Source organism: Nocardia sp. CNS-044 (assembly GCF_059570515.1).
The window spans coordinates 1-16,537 of the sequence record NZ_JCANSX010000012.1 but is presented as its reverse complement, the minus strand read 5'-3'; the positions used below and the strand labels follow the sequence as shown (position 1 = coordinate 16,537).

The 16,537-nt window shown below is 69.3% G+C and carries 14 protein-coding genes and 1 pseudogene; 13 read left to right on the top strand and 2 right to left on the bottom strand.

Translation table 11 applies throughout. The annotated features are described in order from the left end of the window. Nucleotides 1–15 precede the first annotated feature (15 nt). From hflX to T333_RS30435, 4 genes are all read left to right on the top strand, one after another. Complete coding sequence (hflX, locus tag T333_RS30450; protein WP_354999858.1) at nucleotides 16–1,461, top strand: GTPase HflX; 1,446 nt, start codon at nucleotides 16–18, stop codon at nucleotides 1,459–1,461. 331 nt (nucleotides 1,462–1,792) lie between these two features. Then, nucleotides 1,793–2,653 (top strand): lysophospholipid acyltransferase family protein, encoded by an 861-nt coding sequence (locus tag T333_RS30445; RefSeq protein ID WP_354999529.1) that lies wholly within the window; start codon nucleotides 1,793–1,795, stop codon nucleotides 2,651–2,653. 67 nt (nucleotides 2,654–2,720) lie between these two features. Continuing rightward, nucleotides 2,721–3,770 (top strand): alpha/beta hydrolase, encoded by a 1,050-nt coding sequence (locus tag T333_RS30440; RefSeq protein WP_496426651.1) that lies wholly within the window; start codon nucleotides 2,721–2,723, stop codon nucleotides 3,768–3,770. Nucleotides 3,771–3,974: 204 nt separating this feature from the next. Beyond that, on the top strand, nucleotides 3,975–5,120 hold the full coding sequence (locus T333_RS30435) for an acyl-CoA dehydrogenase family protein (protein ID WP_496426650.1): 1,146 nt from the start codon (nucleotides 3,975–3,977) through the stop codon (nucleotides 5,118–5,120). A gap of 136 nt (nucleotides 5,121–5,256) precedes the next feature. On the opposite strand, the gene T333_RS30430 is transcribed toward T333_RS30435, so the two are convergent. Both T333_RS30430 and T333_RS30425 read right to left on the bottom strand, forming a co-directional pair. After that, nucleotides 5,257–5,901 carry a histone deacetylase gene (locus T333_RS30430; RefSeq protein ID WP_496426649.1) on the bottom strand — a complete coding sequence of 215 codons (645 nt, stop codon included), beginning with the start codon at nucleotides 5,899–5,901 and terminating at the stop codon, nucleotides 5,257–5,259. A gap of 228 nt (nucleotides 5,902–6,129) precedes the next feature. Next, nucleotides 6,130–7,332, bottom strand: a complete 1,203-nt coding sequence (locus tag T333_RS30425) for a YeiH family protein (RefSeq protein ID WP_496426648.1) — start codon at nucleotides 7,330–7,332, stop codon at nucleotides 6,130–6,132. Nucleotides 7,333–7,453: 121 nt separating this feature from the next. Here T333_RS30425 and T333_RS30420 point away from each other — a divergent pair, with 121 nt between their 5' ends. From T333_RS30420 to T333_RS30380, 9 genes and pseudogenes are all read left to right on the top strand, one after another. Then, complete coding sequence (locus T333_RS30420) at nucleotides 7,454–8,374, top strand: LysR substrate-binding domain-containing protein (RefSeq protein WP_357253864.1); 921 nt, start codon at nucleotides 7,454–7,456, stop codon at nucleotides 8,372–8,374. A gap of 134 nt (nucleotides 8,375–8,508) precedes the next feature. Then, nucleotides 8,509–9,294, top strand: coding sequence for a GntR family transcriptional regulator (locus tag T333_RS30415; RefSeq protein ID WP_357253862.1), 786 nt, complete (start codon nucleotides 8,509–8,511; stop codon nucleotides 9,292–9,294). Between the two features lie 11 nt (nucleotides 9,295–9,305). Further along, a pseudogene (locus T333_RS30410) lies at nucleotides 9,306–11,971 on the top strand (fumarate reductase/succinate dehydrogenase flavoprotein subunit). After that, nucleotides 11,971–12,198, top strand: coding sequence for a 4Fe-4S dicluster domain-containing protein (locus tag T333_RS30405; RefSeq protein WP_067782630.1), 228 nt, complete (start codon nucleotides 11,971–11,973; stop codon nucleotides 12,196–12,198). Before T333_RS30410 ends, T333_RS30405 begins: the two are co-directional and overlap by 1 nt. A 21-nt stretch (nucleotides 12,199–12,219) precedes the next feature. Further along, on the top strand, nucleotides 12,220–13,641 hold the full coding sequence (locus T333_RS30400; RefSeq protein ID WP_357253860.1) for an ABC transporter substrate-binding protein: 1,422 nt from the start codon (nucleotides 12,220–12,222) through the stop codon (nucleotides 13,639–13,641). A gap of 32 nt (nucleotides 13,642–13,673) precedes the next feature. After that, nucleotides 13,674–14,549 (top strand): ABC transporter permease, encoded by an 876-nt coding sequence (locus T333_RS30395; protein WP_496426647.1) that lies wholly within the window; start codon nucleotides 13,674–13,676, stop codon nucleotides 14,547–14,549. Continuing rightward, complete coding sequence (locus T333_RS30390) at nucleotides 14,546–15,331, top strand: ABC transporter ATP-binding protein (RefSeq protein WP_496426646.1); 786 nt, start codon at nucleotides 14,546–14,548, stop codon at nucleotides 15,329–15,331. The genes T333_RS30395 and T333_RS30390 overlap by 4 nt, the downstream gene beginning before the upstream one ends. Further along, complete coding sequence (gene fdxA, locus T333_RS30385; protein ID WP_354999539.1) at nucleotides 15,328–15,663, top strand: ferredoxin; 336 nt, start codon at nucleotides 15,328–15,330, stop codon at nucleotides 15,661–15,663. Before T333_RS30390 ends, fdxA begins: the two co-directional genes overlap by 4 nt. A 20-nt stretch (nucleotides 15,664–15,683) precedes the next feature. After that, a partial coding sequence (locus T333_RS30380; RefSeq protein WP_496426840.1) for an FAD-dependent oxidoreductase occupies nucleotides 15,684–16,537 on the top strand: 854 nt, incomplete at its 3' end.

Genomic DNA, 16,537 nt, shown 5'->3' with positions numbered 1-16,537 from the left:
GAGCGTGCCGCCCGAATGAAGCGCAACGGCTGGACGATGGAGCCGACGGTCGGTGAGCTGCAGCTGGACGAACGCAGCTCGCTACGCCGCGTCGCCGGTCTGTCCACCGAACTCACCGACATCACCGAGGTCGAGTACCGGCAGCTGCGCCTGGAACGGGTCGTGCTGGTCGGCGTGTGGACCTCGGGCTCGGCGGCCCAGGCCGAGGCGAGCATGGCCGAACTCGCCGCGCTCGCCGAGACCGCGGGCTCGGAGGTGCTCGAGGCGCTCATCCAGCGCCGCGACCGGCCGGACCCGGCCACCTACATCGGTTCCGGCAAGGCCGACGAGCTGCGCTCGGTGGTGCTGGAGACCGGCGCCGACACCGTCATCTGCGACGGTGAGCTGACCCCGGCCCAGCTGACCGCGCTGGAGAAGGTGGTCAAGGTCAAGGTGATCGATCGGACCGCCCTGATCCTGGACATCTTCGCCCAGCACGCCACCTCCAGCGAGGGCAAGGCGCAGGTCGCGCTGGCCCAGATGGAGTACATGCTGCCCAGGCTGCGCGGCTGGGGTGAGTCGATGTCCCGGCAGGCCGGTGGTCGCGCGGGCAGCAACGGCGGCGTCGGTCTGCGCGGTCCCGGTGAGACCAAGATCGAGACCGACCGCCGCCGCATCCGCGAGCGGATGGCCAAGTTGCGGCGCGAGATCCGGGAGATGAAGACCGCGCGCGAGACCAAGCGGGCACGGCGGACGTCCTCGGGCATTCCGCAGGTCGCCATCGTCGGCTATACGAACGCGGGCAAGTCCAGCCTGATGAACGCGCTCACCGGCGCGGGCCTCCTGGTCCAGGACGCGCTGTTCGCCACCCTGGATCCGACCACCCGGCGCGCCGATCTGGACGACGGCCGCGAGGTCGTGTTCACCGACACCGTCGGTTTCGTGCGGCATCTGCCGACCCAGCTGGTCGAGGCGTTCCGCTCGACGCTGGAGGAGGTCACCGGCGCCGATCTGCTGCTGCACGTGGTGGACGGCTCCGACTCGATGCCGGCGGAGCAGATCAAGGCCGTGCGCGAGGTGATCACCGACGTGATCAAGGAGCAGGGCGCGGCCGCACCGCCGGAACTGCTGGTGCTCAACAAGATCGACGCCGTCGATCCGATGGAGCTGACCAGGCTGCGCGCGCTGCTGCCGGACGCCGAGTTCGTCTCGGCGCAGACCGGCGAGGGCATCGAGAGCCTGCTCGACCGGCTGGCCGAGGTGCTCGGCGGACTGGACGTCGAGGTCGGCGTGCTGCTGCCGTACACCCGGGGCGACCTGCTCGCGCGCATCCACGCCGACGGCCGGATCCTGTCCTCCACTCACGAGGAGGCGGGCACCCGGGTCCGGGCGCGGGTACCGCACGCGCTGGCCGCGGCGCTGTCGGAATACGCGCACGCGGGCGGCGACGGCGCGGGCCCCGACGAAGGGCCGTCCGCGTAGACCGCGGAATCGGACGGAAATAGAACCGACCGTCACGTTCGCTCTCGTGCCGATAACGGACGTGACGGTTTGTCGTTCCGCCGGGCGTTCATCCGTTTCGGTGCCGTATCCCGTTCGCCCACAGTATTTTTCGAGGCTCGGTTGGCGGCCCTGTCGCCACTCCGTCGTGGCAAAGGTTGTGGCGGGTCACACTTGACGACCACCCATGTTGCAACTTGTTCCAACGTCATCCGGTAGCATCGGCCCGGATGCCGTATTCGACTGCGGCGCAGGGGACCTTAATTCCGTACGACGATGTGCCGGGATCCGACATGCGATGGGGTAGCCACCAATGCCTGAATCCTCGCCTACCGCGGCGGTGCTGACCGACGGGGCGCCGCTGGAGGTGCGTCTCGACGAGACCGACATCCGACTGATCGAAGCCTTGCTCGCGCCGGTGCGCGCGTGGACGAGTCCGCGCTTCTACGGCTTGGACAACATTCCCGCCGACGGCCCGGTGCTGCTGGTCGGCAACCACAACCTGATGGGCGGCATCGACGCGCCGCTGCTGATGCCCGAGGTGCTGCGCCGCCGCGGCAGGCTGATCCGCGGCCTCGCCGAGAACGTGCTGATCGCGGTGCCCGGCCTGCGCCACTTCCTGCACTATTACGGCGCGGTCCGCGGCAACCGGAACAACTGCATGGCGCTGCTCGCCAAGGGTGAGGCGGTCATCGTCTTTCCCGGCGGCGGCCGCGAGGCGGTGCGCCGCAAGAACGAGAAGTACGTGCTCAAATGGGAAGGGCGCACCGGATTCGCCCGGATGGCGATCGAGGCGGGCGCGCCCATCGTTCCGGTCGCCATGATCGGCGTGGACGACGCCTTCGACATCGTCTTCGACGGCGATCACCCGGTGATGCGTCCGCTGCGCTGGACGGTCGAGGCGCTCGGCCTCAAGCGCGACCTCACCCCGCCGCTACTGCGTGGCGTCGGCCCGACCCTGATCCCGCGCCCCGAACGGTTCTACTTCTCCGCGGGCACCCCGATCGACCCGGCGCCGTGGTGCGACGCCGACGACCTCGACGTCGCGGCTTCCGACCTGCGCGACGTGGTACGCAAGGCGCTGGAAGAGGAGTTGAAGTTCCTGTTCGGCGAGCGCGACCGTGATTCCGGTCGCACCCTGATCGGTCGGGTGCGCGGCTTGCTGCCGTTCTGAACCTTTCTGAGAAGATCTCGAGAATTCACTTGGCAATCTCTCAGCTACGGGTACGTAGCGTGGGGAGATGCGCAGGAAACGAAGCAGATCGGCCGCCGCGGCCGCCGCCATCGCCCTTCTCTGCGGCGCGGCCACGGCGGGCGGCGGGAACCCGATCGCGGCAGCCGACGATTCGCTCGCCGCGCAAGGCTTCAGGACGCAAGCCGACGGCTCCCGCATCGTCGACACCACCGTGCTGGACGAGCGCAACCTGCGGCTTCAGGTGTATTCGGCGGCCATGGGCCGGACCATCGACATCGACGTGCAGCGTCCGGCCGACGCCTCGTCGCCTCGTCCGACGCTGTACCTGCTCGCGGGCGCGGGCGGTGGCGAGGACACGGCGACCTGGCAACAGCGCACCACCGTGCTGCAGTTTCTGGCCGGAAAGGATGTCAACGTCGTGCAGCCGGTCGGCGGGGCGTTCACCTACTACACCGACTGGCGCTCGGCCGATCCCGCGCTCGGGGTCAACAAGTGGCAAACGTTCCTGACCGAGGAACTGCCGCCGTTGATCGACCGCGCTCTCGGCACGAACGGCACCAACGCCATCGCGGGATTGTCCATGTCGGGCACGTCGGTGCTGCAACTGCCGATCGCCGCGCCCGGGCTGTACCGCGCGGCCGCGGCTTACAGCGGCTGCGCCCAGATCAGCGACCCGGTCGGCTACAACTTCGTCAGGACGGTGGTCTCCGCGGGCGGCGGCGACACTGCGAACATGTACGGCCCGCAGGGTGATCCGCTGTGGGCGGCCAATGATCCCTACCTGAACGCCGAGGGTTTGCGCGGGCTCGAGCTGTTCCTGTCGACGGGCAGTGGCATCCCGGGACAATGGGACACCCTCGATGGCCCGTACACCCTGCCCGGCGTCGGCGGGCTGGCCAATCAGCTCACTGTCGGCGGCGCGCTCGAGGCTGCCTCGAACTACTGCACGCACAACATGCAGGCCCGCCTGAACCAGCTCGGCATCCCCGCGACCTTCGATTTTCAGCCGGTCGGCACACACTCGTGGGGTTACTGGGAAGACGCTCTCGTCGCGTCTTGGCCGATCCTGGCCAAGGGCCTCGACTTACCCGCCTGAACCGACTTTCATAGCGGAACGCTATGTATCAATCTTGCCTCAGGTTTGTCGCGAATCGTCACGTCTGCGCCCGTTTCGAAGCTGCCAGACCAGGTGAACCCGCGAATTTCGGACGTGAAGTGAACTGCCATTCCGGTTCCGGGTACCGTATGCGGTAACGACGGGCTGGTGTGGACCGCCCGGTGTGGTCACTAGGAGGTTGGTGTGGAGCGCACACTGTTCGAGCCCGAACACGATTTGTTCCGGGAGTCGTTCCGCAAGTTTCTCGATCAGCACGTCGCACCGAACCACGCGAAGTGGGAAGAGCAGGGCATCGTCGACCGCGAGGTCTGGCTCGAGGCGGGCAAGCAGGGCTTCCTCGGCATGGCCGTCCCGGAGGAGTACGGCGGCGGCGGGGTCAAGGACTTCCGCTACAACGCGATCGTCACCGAGGAAACCGTGCAAGGCCAGTACTCCGGCCTCGGTTTCACGCTGCACAACGATGTGATCGCGCCCTACCTGCTGGATCTGGCCAACGAGGAGCAGAAGCAGCGCTGGCTGCCCGGCTTCTGTTCCGGCGAGATCATCACCGCCATCGCGATGACCGAACCCGGTACCGGCTCGGACCTGCAGGGCATCAAGACCCGCGCGGTCCGCGACGGTGACGACTGGATCCTCAACGGCGCCAAGACCTTCATCACCAACGGCGTCAACGCCGACATCGTCATCGTGGTCGCCCAGACCGATCCCGAGAAGGGCGCGATGGGCTTCAGCCTGCTGGTGGTCGAGCGCGGCATGGCGGGCTTCGAGCGCGGCCGCAACCTGGACAAGATCGGCCTCAAGGCCCAGGACACCGCCGAGCTGAGCTTCACCGACGTGCGGGTGCCCGGCAAGAACCTGCTCGGCACCGAGGGCATGGGCTTCATCCACCTGATGCACAACCTGCCGCAGGAGCGCCTGTCCATCGCCGTCATGGCCGCCGCCGCGATGGAGGCCTGCCTGGAGATGACCTGTCAGTACGTGCGCGACCGCAAGGCGTTCGGCAAGCCGATCGGCGCCCTGCAGAACACCCGCTTCGTGCTCGCCGAGCTGGCCACCAAGACCACCGCCGTGCGCATCATGGTCGACCGCTTCATCGAGGACCTGAACGCGGGCAAGCTCTCCGTCGAAGACGCCGCCATGGCCAAGTGGTGGAGCACCGAGGAACAGCTCGACCTCATCAACCGCTGCCTCCAACTGCACGGCGGCTACGGCTACATGAAGGAATACCCGATCGCCAAGGCCTACATGGACGCACGCATCCAGACCATCTACGGCGGCACCACCGAGATCATGAAGGAGATCATCGGCCGCTCGCTGAACCTGTTCTGATCTCTCGCCTGTACGTCTCCGGCCGCACGGAAACCCGTGCGGCCGGACGCTTTTCCCGTGGCGGGCGAACGACCACGCGGACCCCTTCGGCGCTCGCAGACCGCACAGCTCCGCCAGGCTTGTGAACCTGCGGGCATCATTCGGCGGGGACCGGCGGGGGATCGGTGGTGCGGAGAAGGTTGGTGACGGAAGTCGGGGTCCAGTGCAGGTCGGCGCCGGGGCGGGTGGCCAAGTAGGCGGCGGTGCGGGGGAGCGGCCAGCCGTGTGATTCGGTGATGCCCGCGGCCAAATGGCGCAGGTAGGCGGGGGAGGGCGGGTTGCCGGGGAGGTCGGTGTGGCGCCAAGGGGCGGTGCAGGTGAGGATCGGGTGGCCGTCGAGAGTTCCTGCGCGGACCAGGGTTTCGTAGCGGCCGGGGCCGAGCGCGGTGCGGCCGTTGGCGAGCACGTCGGTCAGGTCGAGGTCGTCGCCCGGCGGGCGGTACATCTCCTGGGCGACGATGTCGGAGAACTGCGCGGCCGTCAGCAGGTAGGCGCGGGCGGCGGTCTCGCCCGCGGCGTCCGGCGCGTAGAAGCCGCGGCCGCCGGTCCAGGTGAGCGATTCGGTGGCGAAGTAGAGCAGGCCGGGCAGCATGAGCGGCCGGGATCGCCGCGGCGCGGAATGGTCGCGGCACCCGGGAAGTTCGATCGCGCCGCCTTCGGGTCGGCCGCCCTCCAGATAGCAGTGCAGGCGGCGGTGATGCATGTTGGAGCCGTAGGCGGCGTACCACACGAGGCACGTCACCCTGACATTGTCCCTCGTGTCGGCGGATGTCTGCTCGATGGCCGCGATCGGGTGGCCGCATAGCCATCCGATCGGTCTCAGGGCAGGACACCGCGCGTAACGGGCCGATCGTCCCGCCGCGACCAGCGGGACCGGCCGTTATGTGTGCTGCGTAGCAAGAGCTGAGTCTCGATCGCCGTCCGGGGCGCGGCGATCACCTGCACACTCGCTCGGGCCCGGTCGACGTCCTCACAACCACCCGGTGACTTGCTGGATGGCCAAGCAGGACAACGCAAGTACCAGGCTGAGCGCTCCCCCGAAGACCAGCGGCCGAACACCCGCCGCTCGCACCCGTTGCCACGACAGCGACGTCCCGATGGCGGCAAGCACCGCCGCGATCAACCACGCGCTCACCGCGCCGAGCGGCCCGGACCACGATTCCGGCACCAACCCGAACCCGGCGATCACCGAGGCTGCCACGAAGAGCACCACGAACAGCGGGATCACCCGCCATGCCGCTGGACGGTGGTCGGCCTCGGCTTGCGGCGTTCTGCGGTGGCCACTGCCGGGTCCGCTGTCGGCTTGCCATGCGCCGTGCAGCCCGTCGTCGGATGGGTTGTTGTCGGATTGCCCGGCGCTGTATCGCCCGCTGTCGGGTTGGCTGTCGTCGCAATGGCCAGCGCTGAGTCGCAGGCTGTCGTCGCGCTGCCAAGCGCCGTGTCGCCCACCGCCGGACGTCCCAACCCGCCGCTGCCCGAGATGCAACCCCACGCACATCGGCACGATCAGCAGACTGCGCACCAATTTCACGATCACCGCGAACTGCGCCGCAGCGGGGCCGAAGATCGCGCCCGCCGCCAGCACCGAGGAGGTGTCGTTGATCGCCGTGCCCGCCCACAACCCGAACGCCTCCTCGGACATGCCGAGCAACCGGCCGAGCGGCGGAAATGCCAGCACCGCAAGGACATTGAAGACGAAGATGGTCCCGAGCGCGTAGGCGACCCGCTCCCGGTCCGGCTTGATGACGGCGGTCGCCGCCGCGATCGCCGACGCTCCGCAGATCGTCGACCCCACCGCGACGAGCGTCGCCGATTCCCGGTCGAGGGCCAGCAGCCTGCCGACCACGACCGCGGCGGTCGCGCCCGCGATCACCGTGCCGACCAACACCACCGCCGTCTGCCGCCCCACGCTCAGCACCGCGCCGAACGGCAGCCCCAATCCGAGCAGCACGATGGCCAGCCCGAGCGCACGCTGCCTGGTCACCGCCAGTCCTGGGCCGAACACGCCGTCCTCGTCGACCGCCCTTCTGCGCGCGAGTCCGACCAGCGCGCCCGCGCCGAGGGCGAACACCGGCGCCCCGACGACGGGCGCCGCCCGGTCGATCAGTGTCGCGGCGGTGGCGAGCCCGGCAACCAGCGCGAGCCCGGGGAGAAGACGAGGTAGACGGCGCACGCTTGTCACCCTCGCGCCACCCAGGCCACCCCGGTAGAGAGCGCATCCCGAGGACCTCATAAGATTCGCTTATGTCCTTGGGTCACGCACCGGGTCGCCGCCGGGCCCATAATCGGTGCTCATGACGCTGCCACCGGGAACGCCCGATCTGGATGTTCTCGATCTGCTCGTCTCTGTCGCGGAACTAGGCAGTCTCGGCGCGGCGGCCCGCCGCCACGGCATCAGCCAGCCCGCCGCGAGCATGCGAATCAGCGCACTGGAACGCAGGCTGCACCTGCGGCTGCTGGACCGCGGGCCGACCGGCTCGGCGCTGACCGACGCGGGTCGCGCGGTGGTCGACCACGCGCGCCCCGTGCTCGAGTCGGCTCGCTCCTTCGGCACGGCGGTCGCCGCCCTGCGCGCGGACAACGTTCCGCGATTGCGCATCGCCGCCTCCAAAACCATTGCCGACCATCGGATTCCGCAGTGGTTGCAGGTGCTGCGCGGCGCCCACCCGGAAGTGGCGGTCGCCTTGGAGGTGGCCAACAGCAGTCAAGTGCTGGAACTGGTTCGCCGCGAGGCCGCCGACCTCGGCTTCGTCGAGGGGCCGCATCCGCCCGCCGATCTCGGTAGCCGGGTGCTCGGTACGGACGAACTCGTCGTCGTGGTTTCTCCCGCTCACCCGTGGGCACGCCGCCGCCGCGGCGGGGTGTCGCCGCGGGAGTTGGCCGCCACTCCATTGCTGTGGCGAGAGCCGGGATCCGGAACTCGCGACGCGGTCCGGGAGGTTCTGGAGGGATTCGGCGAGCCTGCCCGACCGGCCGCGGAACTGGGCTCGGCGGCCACGATCATCGCCGCCGCACGCACCGCGGTGGCGCCGGCGGTGGTCAGCAGGCTGATCGCCGCGCCCGAACTCGAGCGCGGGACGCTCGTCGAGGTATCGCTGACCGAATCCACCGCGCTGACTCGGCGGTTCCGTGTGGTGTGGCGGCCGCGCTTCCCGCTCTCGGGTCCGGCGCGTCTGCTGGCCGAGATCGCCGAGCGAACCGAATCGGACGGCTGAGTCAACTGGTGATACTCGCGGGAGCCCCCGCGTTTTCGCAGGTGAGAGCTCCGCGCTCGGAAACGGAACTGGCGTAACCACCTGGTAATCACCGGAAACGTCGCGCGTAACGATCCGTTCCCAGCATTTGCCGCATGACAGGCAGAACGTATCCCGGCACCGGACGCCGCTCGGCGCCCGCCCGGCGGGTCAGGGACATTCTGCGGGCACGGATCCGCAGCGGTGTTTACGGCAATCTGCCGTTGCCCTCGGAGAGCCAACTCGCGGCCGACTTCGACACAAGCCGCAATATCGTGCGCGACGCGCTCACCCTGCTGCGCGACGAGGGGCTCGTCGACCGGGTGCCCGGCGCGGGCACTTTCGTGGTGGCGGACAAGGCAGTGCAAGGTCTCGACCGACTGCGCGGCCTGGCCGAGACCTTCGAGACGGGCAGCGCCCGCGTGGTCAACACGGTCTTGCTGGCCGAACTCGTGCCCGCCACACCGATCGTCGCCGAGCGGCTCGAGCTGGAGCCGGGCACACCGGTGGTGGCGCTGGAACGCGTCCGCCATCTCGACGGCGCGCCGCTGTCGCTGGACGCCAGCTATCTCACCGCCGACGTCGGCGCGCCGCTGTTGCAGTGCGATCTCACCGGCTGCGACGTCTTCGGCCTGCTGGAGGCGGAACTCGGGCTGCCGCTCGGCTCGGCCGCGGTCTCCATCGAGGCCGTCGCCGCCGATCCGACGGTAGCCGGGCTGCTCGCGGTGCGGCCCGGCTCGCCGCTGCTGTTCCTGGAACGACTCACTTACACCGATTCCGGCCGGCCCGTCGACCTCGAGTACGTGCGCTATCGCGGCGACCGGTTCTCGCTGTCCGGCCGGCTGCACCGCATCCCGGTCACACCGAATCGCGGTGCGGCCGAACCGAAGGAAAGGAGCTGATCCGGATGTCGATGGACATTCCACCCGTCGCTGAGCGCCGGGAGCTGAGCTGCGATGTACTGGTCGTCGGCGGCGGAACCGCGGGTACCATGGCCGCGCTCACCGCCGCCAGGCACGGCGCCGACGTACTGCTGCTGGAGAAGGCGCACGTGCGCCATTCGGGGGCGCTGGCGATGGGCATGGACGGGGTCAACAACGCGGTGGTGCCCGGCAAGGCGACTCCGGAGGACTACGTCGCCGACATCACCGTGGCCAACGACGGAATCGTCAACCAGCGCACCGTCTATCAGACCGCGACCCGCGGTTTCGAGATGGTGCAGCGGCTGGAGAGCTACGGCGTCAAGTTCGAGAAGGACGAGCACGGCGAGTACGCGGTGCGCAAGGTGCACCGCTCGGGCAGCTATGTGCTGCCGATGCCGGAGGGACGCGACGTGAAGAAAGTGCTGTATCGCACCCTGCGTGCCCGCGACGTCCGCGCCAAGGTGACCATCAGCAACCGAGTGATGCCCGTGCGGGTACTCACGGTGGACGGCCGAGCCGTCGGCGCTGTCGGATTCGATACGCGCACCGGCGAATTCGTCACCATCTCGGCCGGCGCGGTGATCCTGGCGACCGGCGCGTGCGGTCGTCTCGGGCTGCCCGCCAGCGGCTACCTGTACGGCACCTACGAGAACCCGACCAACGCGGGCGACGGCTACGCGATGGCCTACCACGCGGGCGCGGAGCTCTCCGGTATCGAGTGCTTCCAGATCAACCCGCTCATCAAGGATTACAACGGACCCGCCTGCGCCTACGTCGCCAACCCGTTCGGCGGCTACCAGGTCAATGCCGAGGGCAACCGGTTCGTCGACTGCGACTACTGGTCCGGGCAGATGATGGCCGAGGTCAAGCGAGAACTCGACAGCGCGCGCGGCCCGATCTATCTCAAACTGAGCCACCTGCCCGACGCCACGATCCAGGAGATCGAGGGTATCCTGCACACCACCGAGCGCCCGACTCGCGGCACCTTCCACGCGGGCCGCGGCACCGATTACCGCACCAGCGACATCGAGATGCACATCTCCGAAGTCGGTCTGTGCAGCGGACATTCCGCGTCGGGCGTGTGGGTCGACGAGCACGCGGCGACCACCGTGCCGGGGCTCTACGCGGCGGGGGACATGGCCCTGGTGCCGCACAACTACATGATCGGCGCCTTCGTCTACGGCGACATCGCGGGCGAGAGCGCGACCGAATACGCGCGGGGCGCGGCGCGGCCCGTGCTGCCGGAGGATCAGATCGAGGCGGCGCACGCGCTGATCTACCGTCCGCTGAGCAATCCGGACGGCCCGCCGCAGTCGCAGGTCGAATACAAACTGCGCCGCTTCGTCAACGACTACCTGCAACCCCCGAAGACCCAGCGCTACCTCTCGCTCGGTCTGGCCGCGTTCGAGCGGATGCACGCCGACATCGCCCAGATGAGCGGGCACACCCCGCACGAGCTGATGCGCTGCGCCGAGGTGACATTCATCCGCGACTGCGCGGAGATGGCGGCACGGGCCTCCTTGCGGCGCACCGAAAGCCGCTGGGGCCTCTACCATCAGCGCTCCGACTGGCCCGCGCGCGACGACGCGGAGTGGTTCTGCCACCTCAACCTCTACCGTGGTGAGTCCGGCGACATGCGGTTCCTGACCCGTCCGGTTGCGCCCTACATCGTTCCGGTGCCCGGCTTCACGCGGCCCGACGGCGTTCCCGACGTCGCGGCGCCGGAGCTGGTCGGCGCGTGGAGCGCCCGATGAGCGCCCGGCTGCTCGAGCTGATGGACCTCGCCGAGGAATGCCCGCAGCTGTCCGAGCTGCGGCCGTTCCTGACCGACCCCGACCCGGAGGTGCGCCGCACCGCGCTCTCGGTGCTCAGCGAGACCACCGAGGAGTGGGCGCAATCCTCACCTCTGGTCGCGGCGGGCCTGTCCGATCCGGACGTGTCCGTGCGCCACGCCGCCATCGGCCTGCTCACCGAGCTTCTCGAAGTGCTGGTCGCCGGAACGGAATTCGATGCCGCGCTGCGTGCCGCCGCGACGGCGCAGGAGCCCGCGGTGCGCGCCGCCGCGATCGAGGCGCTGTGGCGGCACCGCCGCACCGACGCGACAGAACTGGCCGGCTGGTTCGCCGATGCCAACGCCGCGGTGCGCCGCACCGTGGTGGCGGGCCTCACCTCGGTGGACGCGCTCGTCGAACTCGACGCCGCCGCCGCCGACCCGGCACCGAACGTACGCATCGCGGTCGCGAAAGGCATTGCCGCGGTGGGTGACCCGCGCGGCACGGCGACCCTGCTCCGGCTGGCGGGCGATCCGGAACCGCTGGTGCGGGCAGCGGGATTGACCGCGCTCGCGCAGACCGGCTGCGGGGACGACGCCGCGGCCGTCGCGTCGGCCGCCCTGGACGACCCCGCCTGGCAGGTACGCCAGGGCGCGGCGATCGCCTTGGCCGTCGCCGACCCCGAACTCGCCGCCCCGCGGCTGATCTCGGCCGTCATCGACGGCAACCTCGACGTCCGCAAGGCCGCCGTGCGCGGTCTGGCCGAGCGAATCGCCGAACGACCGGAGGTCACCGCCGCCCTCCGCACCGCACTGGAAGACCCGGACGCCGATGTCCGCGCCTTCGCACGCATCGGCATTGCCAACTCCGGAAAGGAACTCTGATGGCCCAGGTCACCACCCGCATCGACGTCCCGGTCACCGTCGACGAAGCCAAGTGCATCGACGGCTGCACGCTTTGCGTCGACATGTGCCCGCTCGACTCGCTGGCGATCCACCCCGACACCGGCAAGGCGTACATGCACGTCGACGAGTGCTGGTACTGCGGACCGTGCGCCGCGCGCTGCCCGGTCGGGGCGGTCACCGTGAACATCCCGTACCTGCTGCGCTGAATCCGGGCGGAGGAACACACGATGAGGAAACCACCCACCCGGCTCGCGGCCTTGCTGCTCGGCGCCGCCACCGCGGCCACACTGCTCACGGGCTGCGGCTCCGGCGGCGACGACAACACGATCACCGTCGACATCGGCTACCAGTCCAAGACCATCAACACCGTCACAGCGGGCACGCTGCTGCGCGACCGCGCCGCCTTCGAGGCCGAGCTGGACGAACTCGGCAAGGCCAAAGGCGTGCGCTACCGCGTGGAATGGAAGGACTTCGCCTCCGGCCCGCCACTTACCGCGGCGATGCTGGCCGGCCAGGTCGACATCGGCTCGATGGGCGACGCTCCGATCCTGGTGAACGGCTCCAAGACCCGCGATCATCCCGACGTCGCCTCGGAGCTGATCGCGGTCACCGGCTACAACCTGCGTGGCTCACTGAATCAGGTCGTGGTACCGGTGGATTCGCCCGCTTCGACGCTCGCCGACCTGCGCGGCGAGGTGGTCTCGACCAGCGTCGGTTCGGCCGCGCACGGCATGCTCGCCACCGGCTTGTCCGCCGCGGGCATGACCCTCGACGACGTGAAGCTGCTCGGCCAGGATCCGCCTGTCGGCGCCTCGGCGCTCCAGGGAGACCAGGTCGCCGCGCTGGCCCAGTTCGTGCCGTGGCCGCAGAAGCTGGTGTTCGACGGCAAGGCACGGCTGCTCTACGACGGCGGCAACGCGAACATCCCGACGTTCCACGCCGTGGTGTCCACCAAGCGGTTCGGCGCCGATCACCCCGACGTCGTCGCGGCGTTCTTGGCCGCGCAGCGCGAAACGACCGACTATCTCAACCGCAATCCGCTGGCCGCGGCGCAACGTGTCGCCGAGATCACCGGCTTACCGGCCGAGGTCGTCTACCTGTACAACGGCCCGCACGGTCTGGTCAGCTTCGACCCAACCATCAAGCAGCCGCTCGTCGACGGGCTCGGCACGCTCTTGCCGTTCCTGAAAAGCCTTGGCGCGCTGGCCGATCTGGACTTGGACGAATTCGTCGAGGACAAGTATCTGCGTGCGCTCTACGGCACCGAGTACGACGCCGAGCGCGCCGGCACCGCGCCGCCGAGCCCGTTGACCGGCGTCGACCCGGTCTGCGGCGGGCAGCTGGACGATCCGGCCACCGCCTCGGAGGTGTGGTTCGCCGGACAGGAGGGCACCTCCGTCGCAAGGACGCCGAGTTGTCTGCTGCGCCAGATCGCCGAGCGCGGCGGCGAGGTCCGGGCCGCCTATGTGCCCGACGCCGCCACCGGGATCCGGATCTTCGCCGCCACCGCCACCTGGGTGAGCGATCCGGCCGCCGCGCCCGAGCAGCGGCTCCGGCCGTTCGCCGTCGAGGCCGACGCCAAGGCGTACGCAGGGGCCCATCCGGGCAGCACGGTCCTGGACTACCGCGCCGCACTCCAAGCGCGCTGACCCGCATCATCTTCGAGATCGAGGAGCCGACCATGACGGTATCCGCGGAACCGATTTCCGCCGTCCCCGCCGCGTCCACCGACGCCGCGACAACGACCCATCCGAGCAGTGGGCGATCCCTCCGAAACCCTATTCCGCCCAAGCTGCGTGCCGCGCTGCTCACCGCGATTCCGCTGGCGGCGCTGGTGCTGCTCTGGTATCTGCTGACCATCAACCAGGTGGTGTTCTGGCTGCGCTTCGACAAGATCCCGACGCCAGGTGCGGTGTTCGAGTCGCTCCGTGCGCAACTGGGCACCAGCTCGTACTACAGCAACATCCTCGCCAGCACCCGGCGCATCCTGGTCGGCTTCGGCCTCGCCACCGTCGCCGGTGTGCTGATCGGCATGGCCATCGGCCGGTCGGCACTGGTCAGCGCGCTGGTGCGCCCCGTCGTCGAGGTGTTCCGCCCGATTCCCGCGATCGCGCTGGTGCCGCTCGCCATCCTGCTGTTTCCCACCGGCGAACAGGGCATCGTGTTCATCACGTTCTTCGCCGCGTTCTTCCCGGTGGCGGTCAGCACCATCCACGCCATGCACGCCTTGCCCAAAGTGTGGGAGGAAGCGGCCCGCACGCTCGGTGCGCGCCGCGGGGCCATCCTGTTCCAGATCGCACTGCCGGGTGCGCTACCGGGCATCTTCTCCGGACTCTCGGTCGCCATGGGTGTCGCGTGGATCTGCGTCATCAGTGCCGAGATGATCTCCGGCCAGTTCGGGATCGGGTACTTCACCTGGCAGTCCTACGGTTTGCTCGACTATCCGAGCGTGGTGGTCGGCATGCTCTCCATCGGCGTGCTCGGCTGGGCCACCGCGTTCCTCGTCGAACTGGTCGGCCGCCGGGTCAACCGCTGGCTGCCTAGGGCCGTCCGATGAGCGCCGGAGCGGCCGTCCGGCTGACCGGTCTGCGCATCGCCTATGGCGAAAGCCTCGCCGCGGAAGTCGATCTCACGGTCGATCCGGGAGAGATCGTGGTGCTGCTCGGGCCCTCGGGATGCGGGAAGTCCACCATCCTGCGGGCCATGGCGGGACTGCTCCCGCCGATCGGCGGCACCGTGTCGGTGGACGGCGCCACCGTCGGCGCGGCGGCCGATCAGTGCGCCATGGTGTTCCAGGAGGACGCGCTGCTGCCCTGGCGCACGGCCCGCAAGAACGTCGAGTTCGCGTTGAAGTTGCGGGGCGTGCCGCGCGGGCGGCGCCGCGCCGAAGCGCTCGACCTGCTGCATCAGGTCGGTCTCGCGGGCTTCGGCGATCACCTGCCCGGCGCGTTGTCCGGCGGCATGCGTCAGCGGGTGCAGCTGGCCCGCACCCTGGCCGCGCATCCCCGGGTGTTGCTGATGGACGAGCCGTTCGGCGCACTGGACGCCCAGACGCGCGCGGACATGCAGCGGCTGCTGATCTCGGTGTGGCAGCGGCACGAGACCACCGTCCTGTTCGTCACCCACGACGTGGACGAGGCGCTGCTGCTCGCCGACCGCATCGTCTTGTTGACGCCGCGACCGGCCCGTATCCAGCGTGTCGTCGAGATCGAGCACCCGCGGGCGCCCGGCGCCCGCTTCGAACCCGAATTCGCCCGCAGGCGTTACGAAATCCTGGCCGCGCTCGGCGAGTCCGCCGAGACGGCCGACGCGGCGATCGATGTGCGGAGCGCGTCATGACCTTCGTGATCGGCGCCGCCTGTGTCGACGTCATGGACCGGGCGTGCGTGGAGGAATGCCCCGTGGACTGCATCTACACCGGAGGGCGGATGGCCTACATCCATCCCACCGAATGCGTGGACTGCGGTGCGTGCGAGCCGGTCTGCCCGGTCGAGGCGATCTACTTGGACGACGACATCCCGGAAGCGCAACGGGCTTTTGTGGCCGAGAACGCCCGGTTCTTCGGCGAGCCACTGCCCGGCCGCGACGCCGCGCTCGGCTCGCCCGGCAGCGCCGCGAAGGTGGGCGAACTAGGGGTGGATACGCCGTACGTCGCGGAGTACCAGCGGTGAGCGCGGCTCGCCCGCTCCGCATCGCGATCGTGGGCGCAGGACCGGCCGGGATCTACGCCGCCGACGCGTTGATGAAGTCCGATGCCGATGTGAGCATCGACCTCTACGAGCGCATGCCCGCGCCGTTCGGGTTGATCCGCTACGGCGTCGCGCCGGACCATCCGCGGATCAAGGGCATCATCACCGCCCTGCACAAGGTGCTCGACAAGGAGCAGGTGCGACTGCTGGGCAACATCGACTACGGCACCGACATCACCCTGGAGGACCTGCGTCGCTTCTACGACGCGGTGATCTTCTCCACCGGCGCCAACGCCGACCGCGCGCTGCCGATCCCCGGCATCGACCTGGACGGCTCCTACGGCGCCGCGGACTTCGTGTCCTGGTACGACGGGCACCCGGACGTGTCGCGTTCGTGGCCGCTGGAGGCGGAGAAGGTCGCGGTGCTCGGTGTGGGCAACGTGGCGCTGGACGTCGCGCGTGTGCTGGCCAAGACCGGTGACGAGCTGCTGCCGACCGAGATCCCGCCGAACGTCTACCAGGGCCTCAAGCAGAACAAGGCCGTCGAGGTGCACGTGTTCGGGCGTCGCGGTCCGGCGCAGGCGAAGTTCACCCCGCTGGAGCTGCGCGAGCTGGATCATTCGCCGACCATCGAGGTCATCGTCGATCCGGAGGACATCGACTACGACGAGGGTTCGGAGGCCGCGCGGCGGCACTCCAAGCAGGTCGACATGGTCGCCAACACCCTCGAGCAGTGGGCCATCCGCGACCAGGGCAACCGCCCGCACAAGCTGTTCCTGCACTTCTTCGAGTCCCCGGCCGAGGTGCTCGGCGACGAGAACGGCAAGGTCGTCGGTCTGCGCACCGAGCGCACCCA

Excerpts from the sequence above, each read along its gene's own strand:
- T333_RS30390 (WP_496426646.1), top strand. The coding sequence starts at position 14,546 with ATGAGCGCCGGAGCGGCCGTCCGGCTGACCGGTCTGCGCATCGCCTAT.
- T333_RS30400 (WP_357253860.1), top strand. The coding sequence starts at position 12,220 with ATGAGGAAACCACCCACCCGGCTCGCGGCCTTGCTGCTCGGCGCCGCC.
- T333_RS30445 (WP_354999529.1), top strand. The coding sequence starts at position 1,793 with ATGCCTGAATCCTCGCCTACCGCGGCGGTGCTGACCGACGGGGCGCCG.
- T333_RS30415 (WP_357253862.1), top strand. The coding sequence starts at position 8,509 with ATGACAGGCAGAACGTATCCCGGCACCGGACGCCGCTCGGCGCCCGCC.
- T333_RS30420 (WP_357253864.1), top strand. The coding sequence starts at position 7,454 with ATGACGCTGCCACCGGGAACGCCCGATCTGGATGTTCTCGATCTGCTC.
- T333_RS30440 (WP_496426651.1), top strand. The coding sequence starts at position 2,721 with ATGCGCAGGAAACGAAGCAGATCGGCCGCCGCGGCCGCCGCCATCGCC.
- T333_RS30405 (WP_067782630.1), top strand. The coding sequence starts at position 11,971 with ATGGCCCAGGTCACCACCCGCATCGACGTCCCGGTCACCGTCGACGAA.
- hflX (WP_354999858.1), top strand. The coding sequence starts at position 16 with ATGAAGCGCAACGGCTGGACGATGGAGCCGACGGTCGGTGAGCTGCAG.
- fdxA (WP_354999539.1), top strand. The coding sequence starts at position 15,328 with ATGACCTTCGTGATCGGCGCCGCCTGTGTCGACGTCATGGACCGGGCG.
- T333_RS30395 (WP_496426647.1), top strand. The coding sequence starts at position 13,674 with ATGACGGTATCCGCGGAACCGATTTCCGCCGTCCCCGCCGCGTCCACC.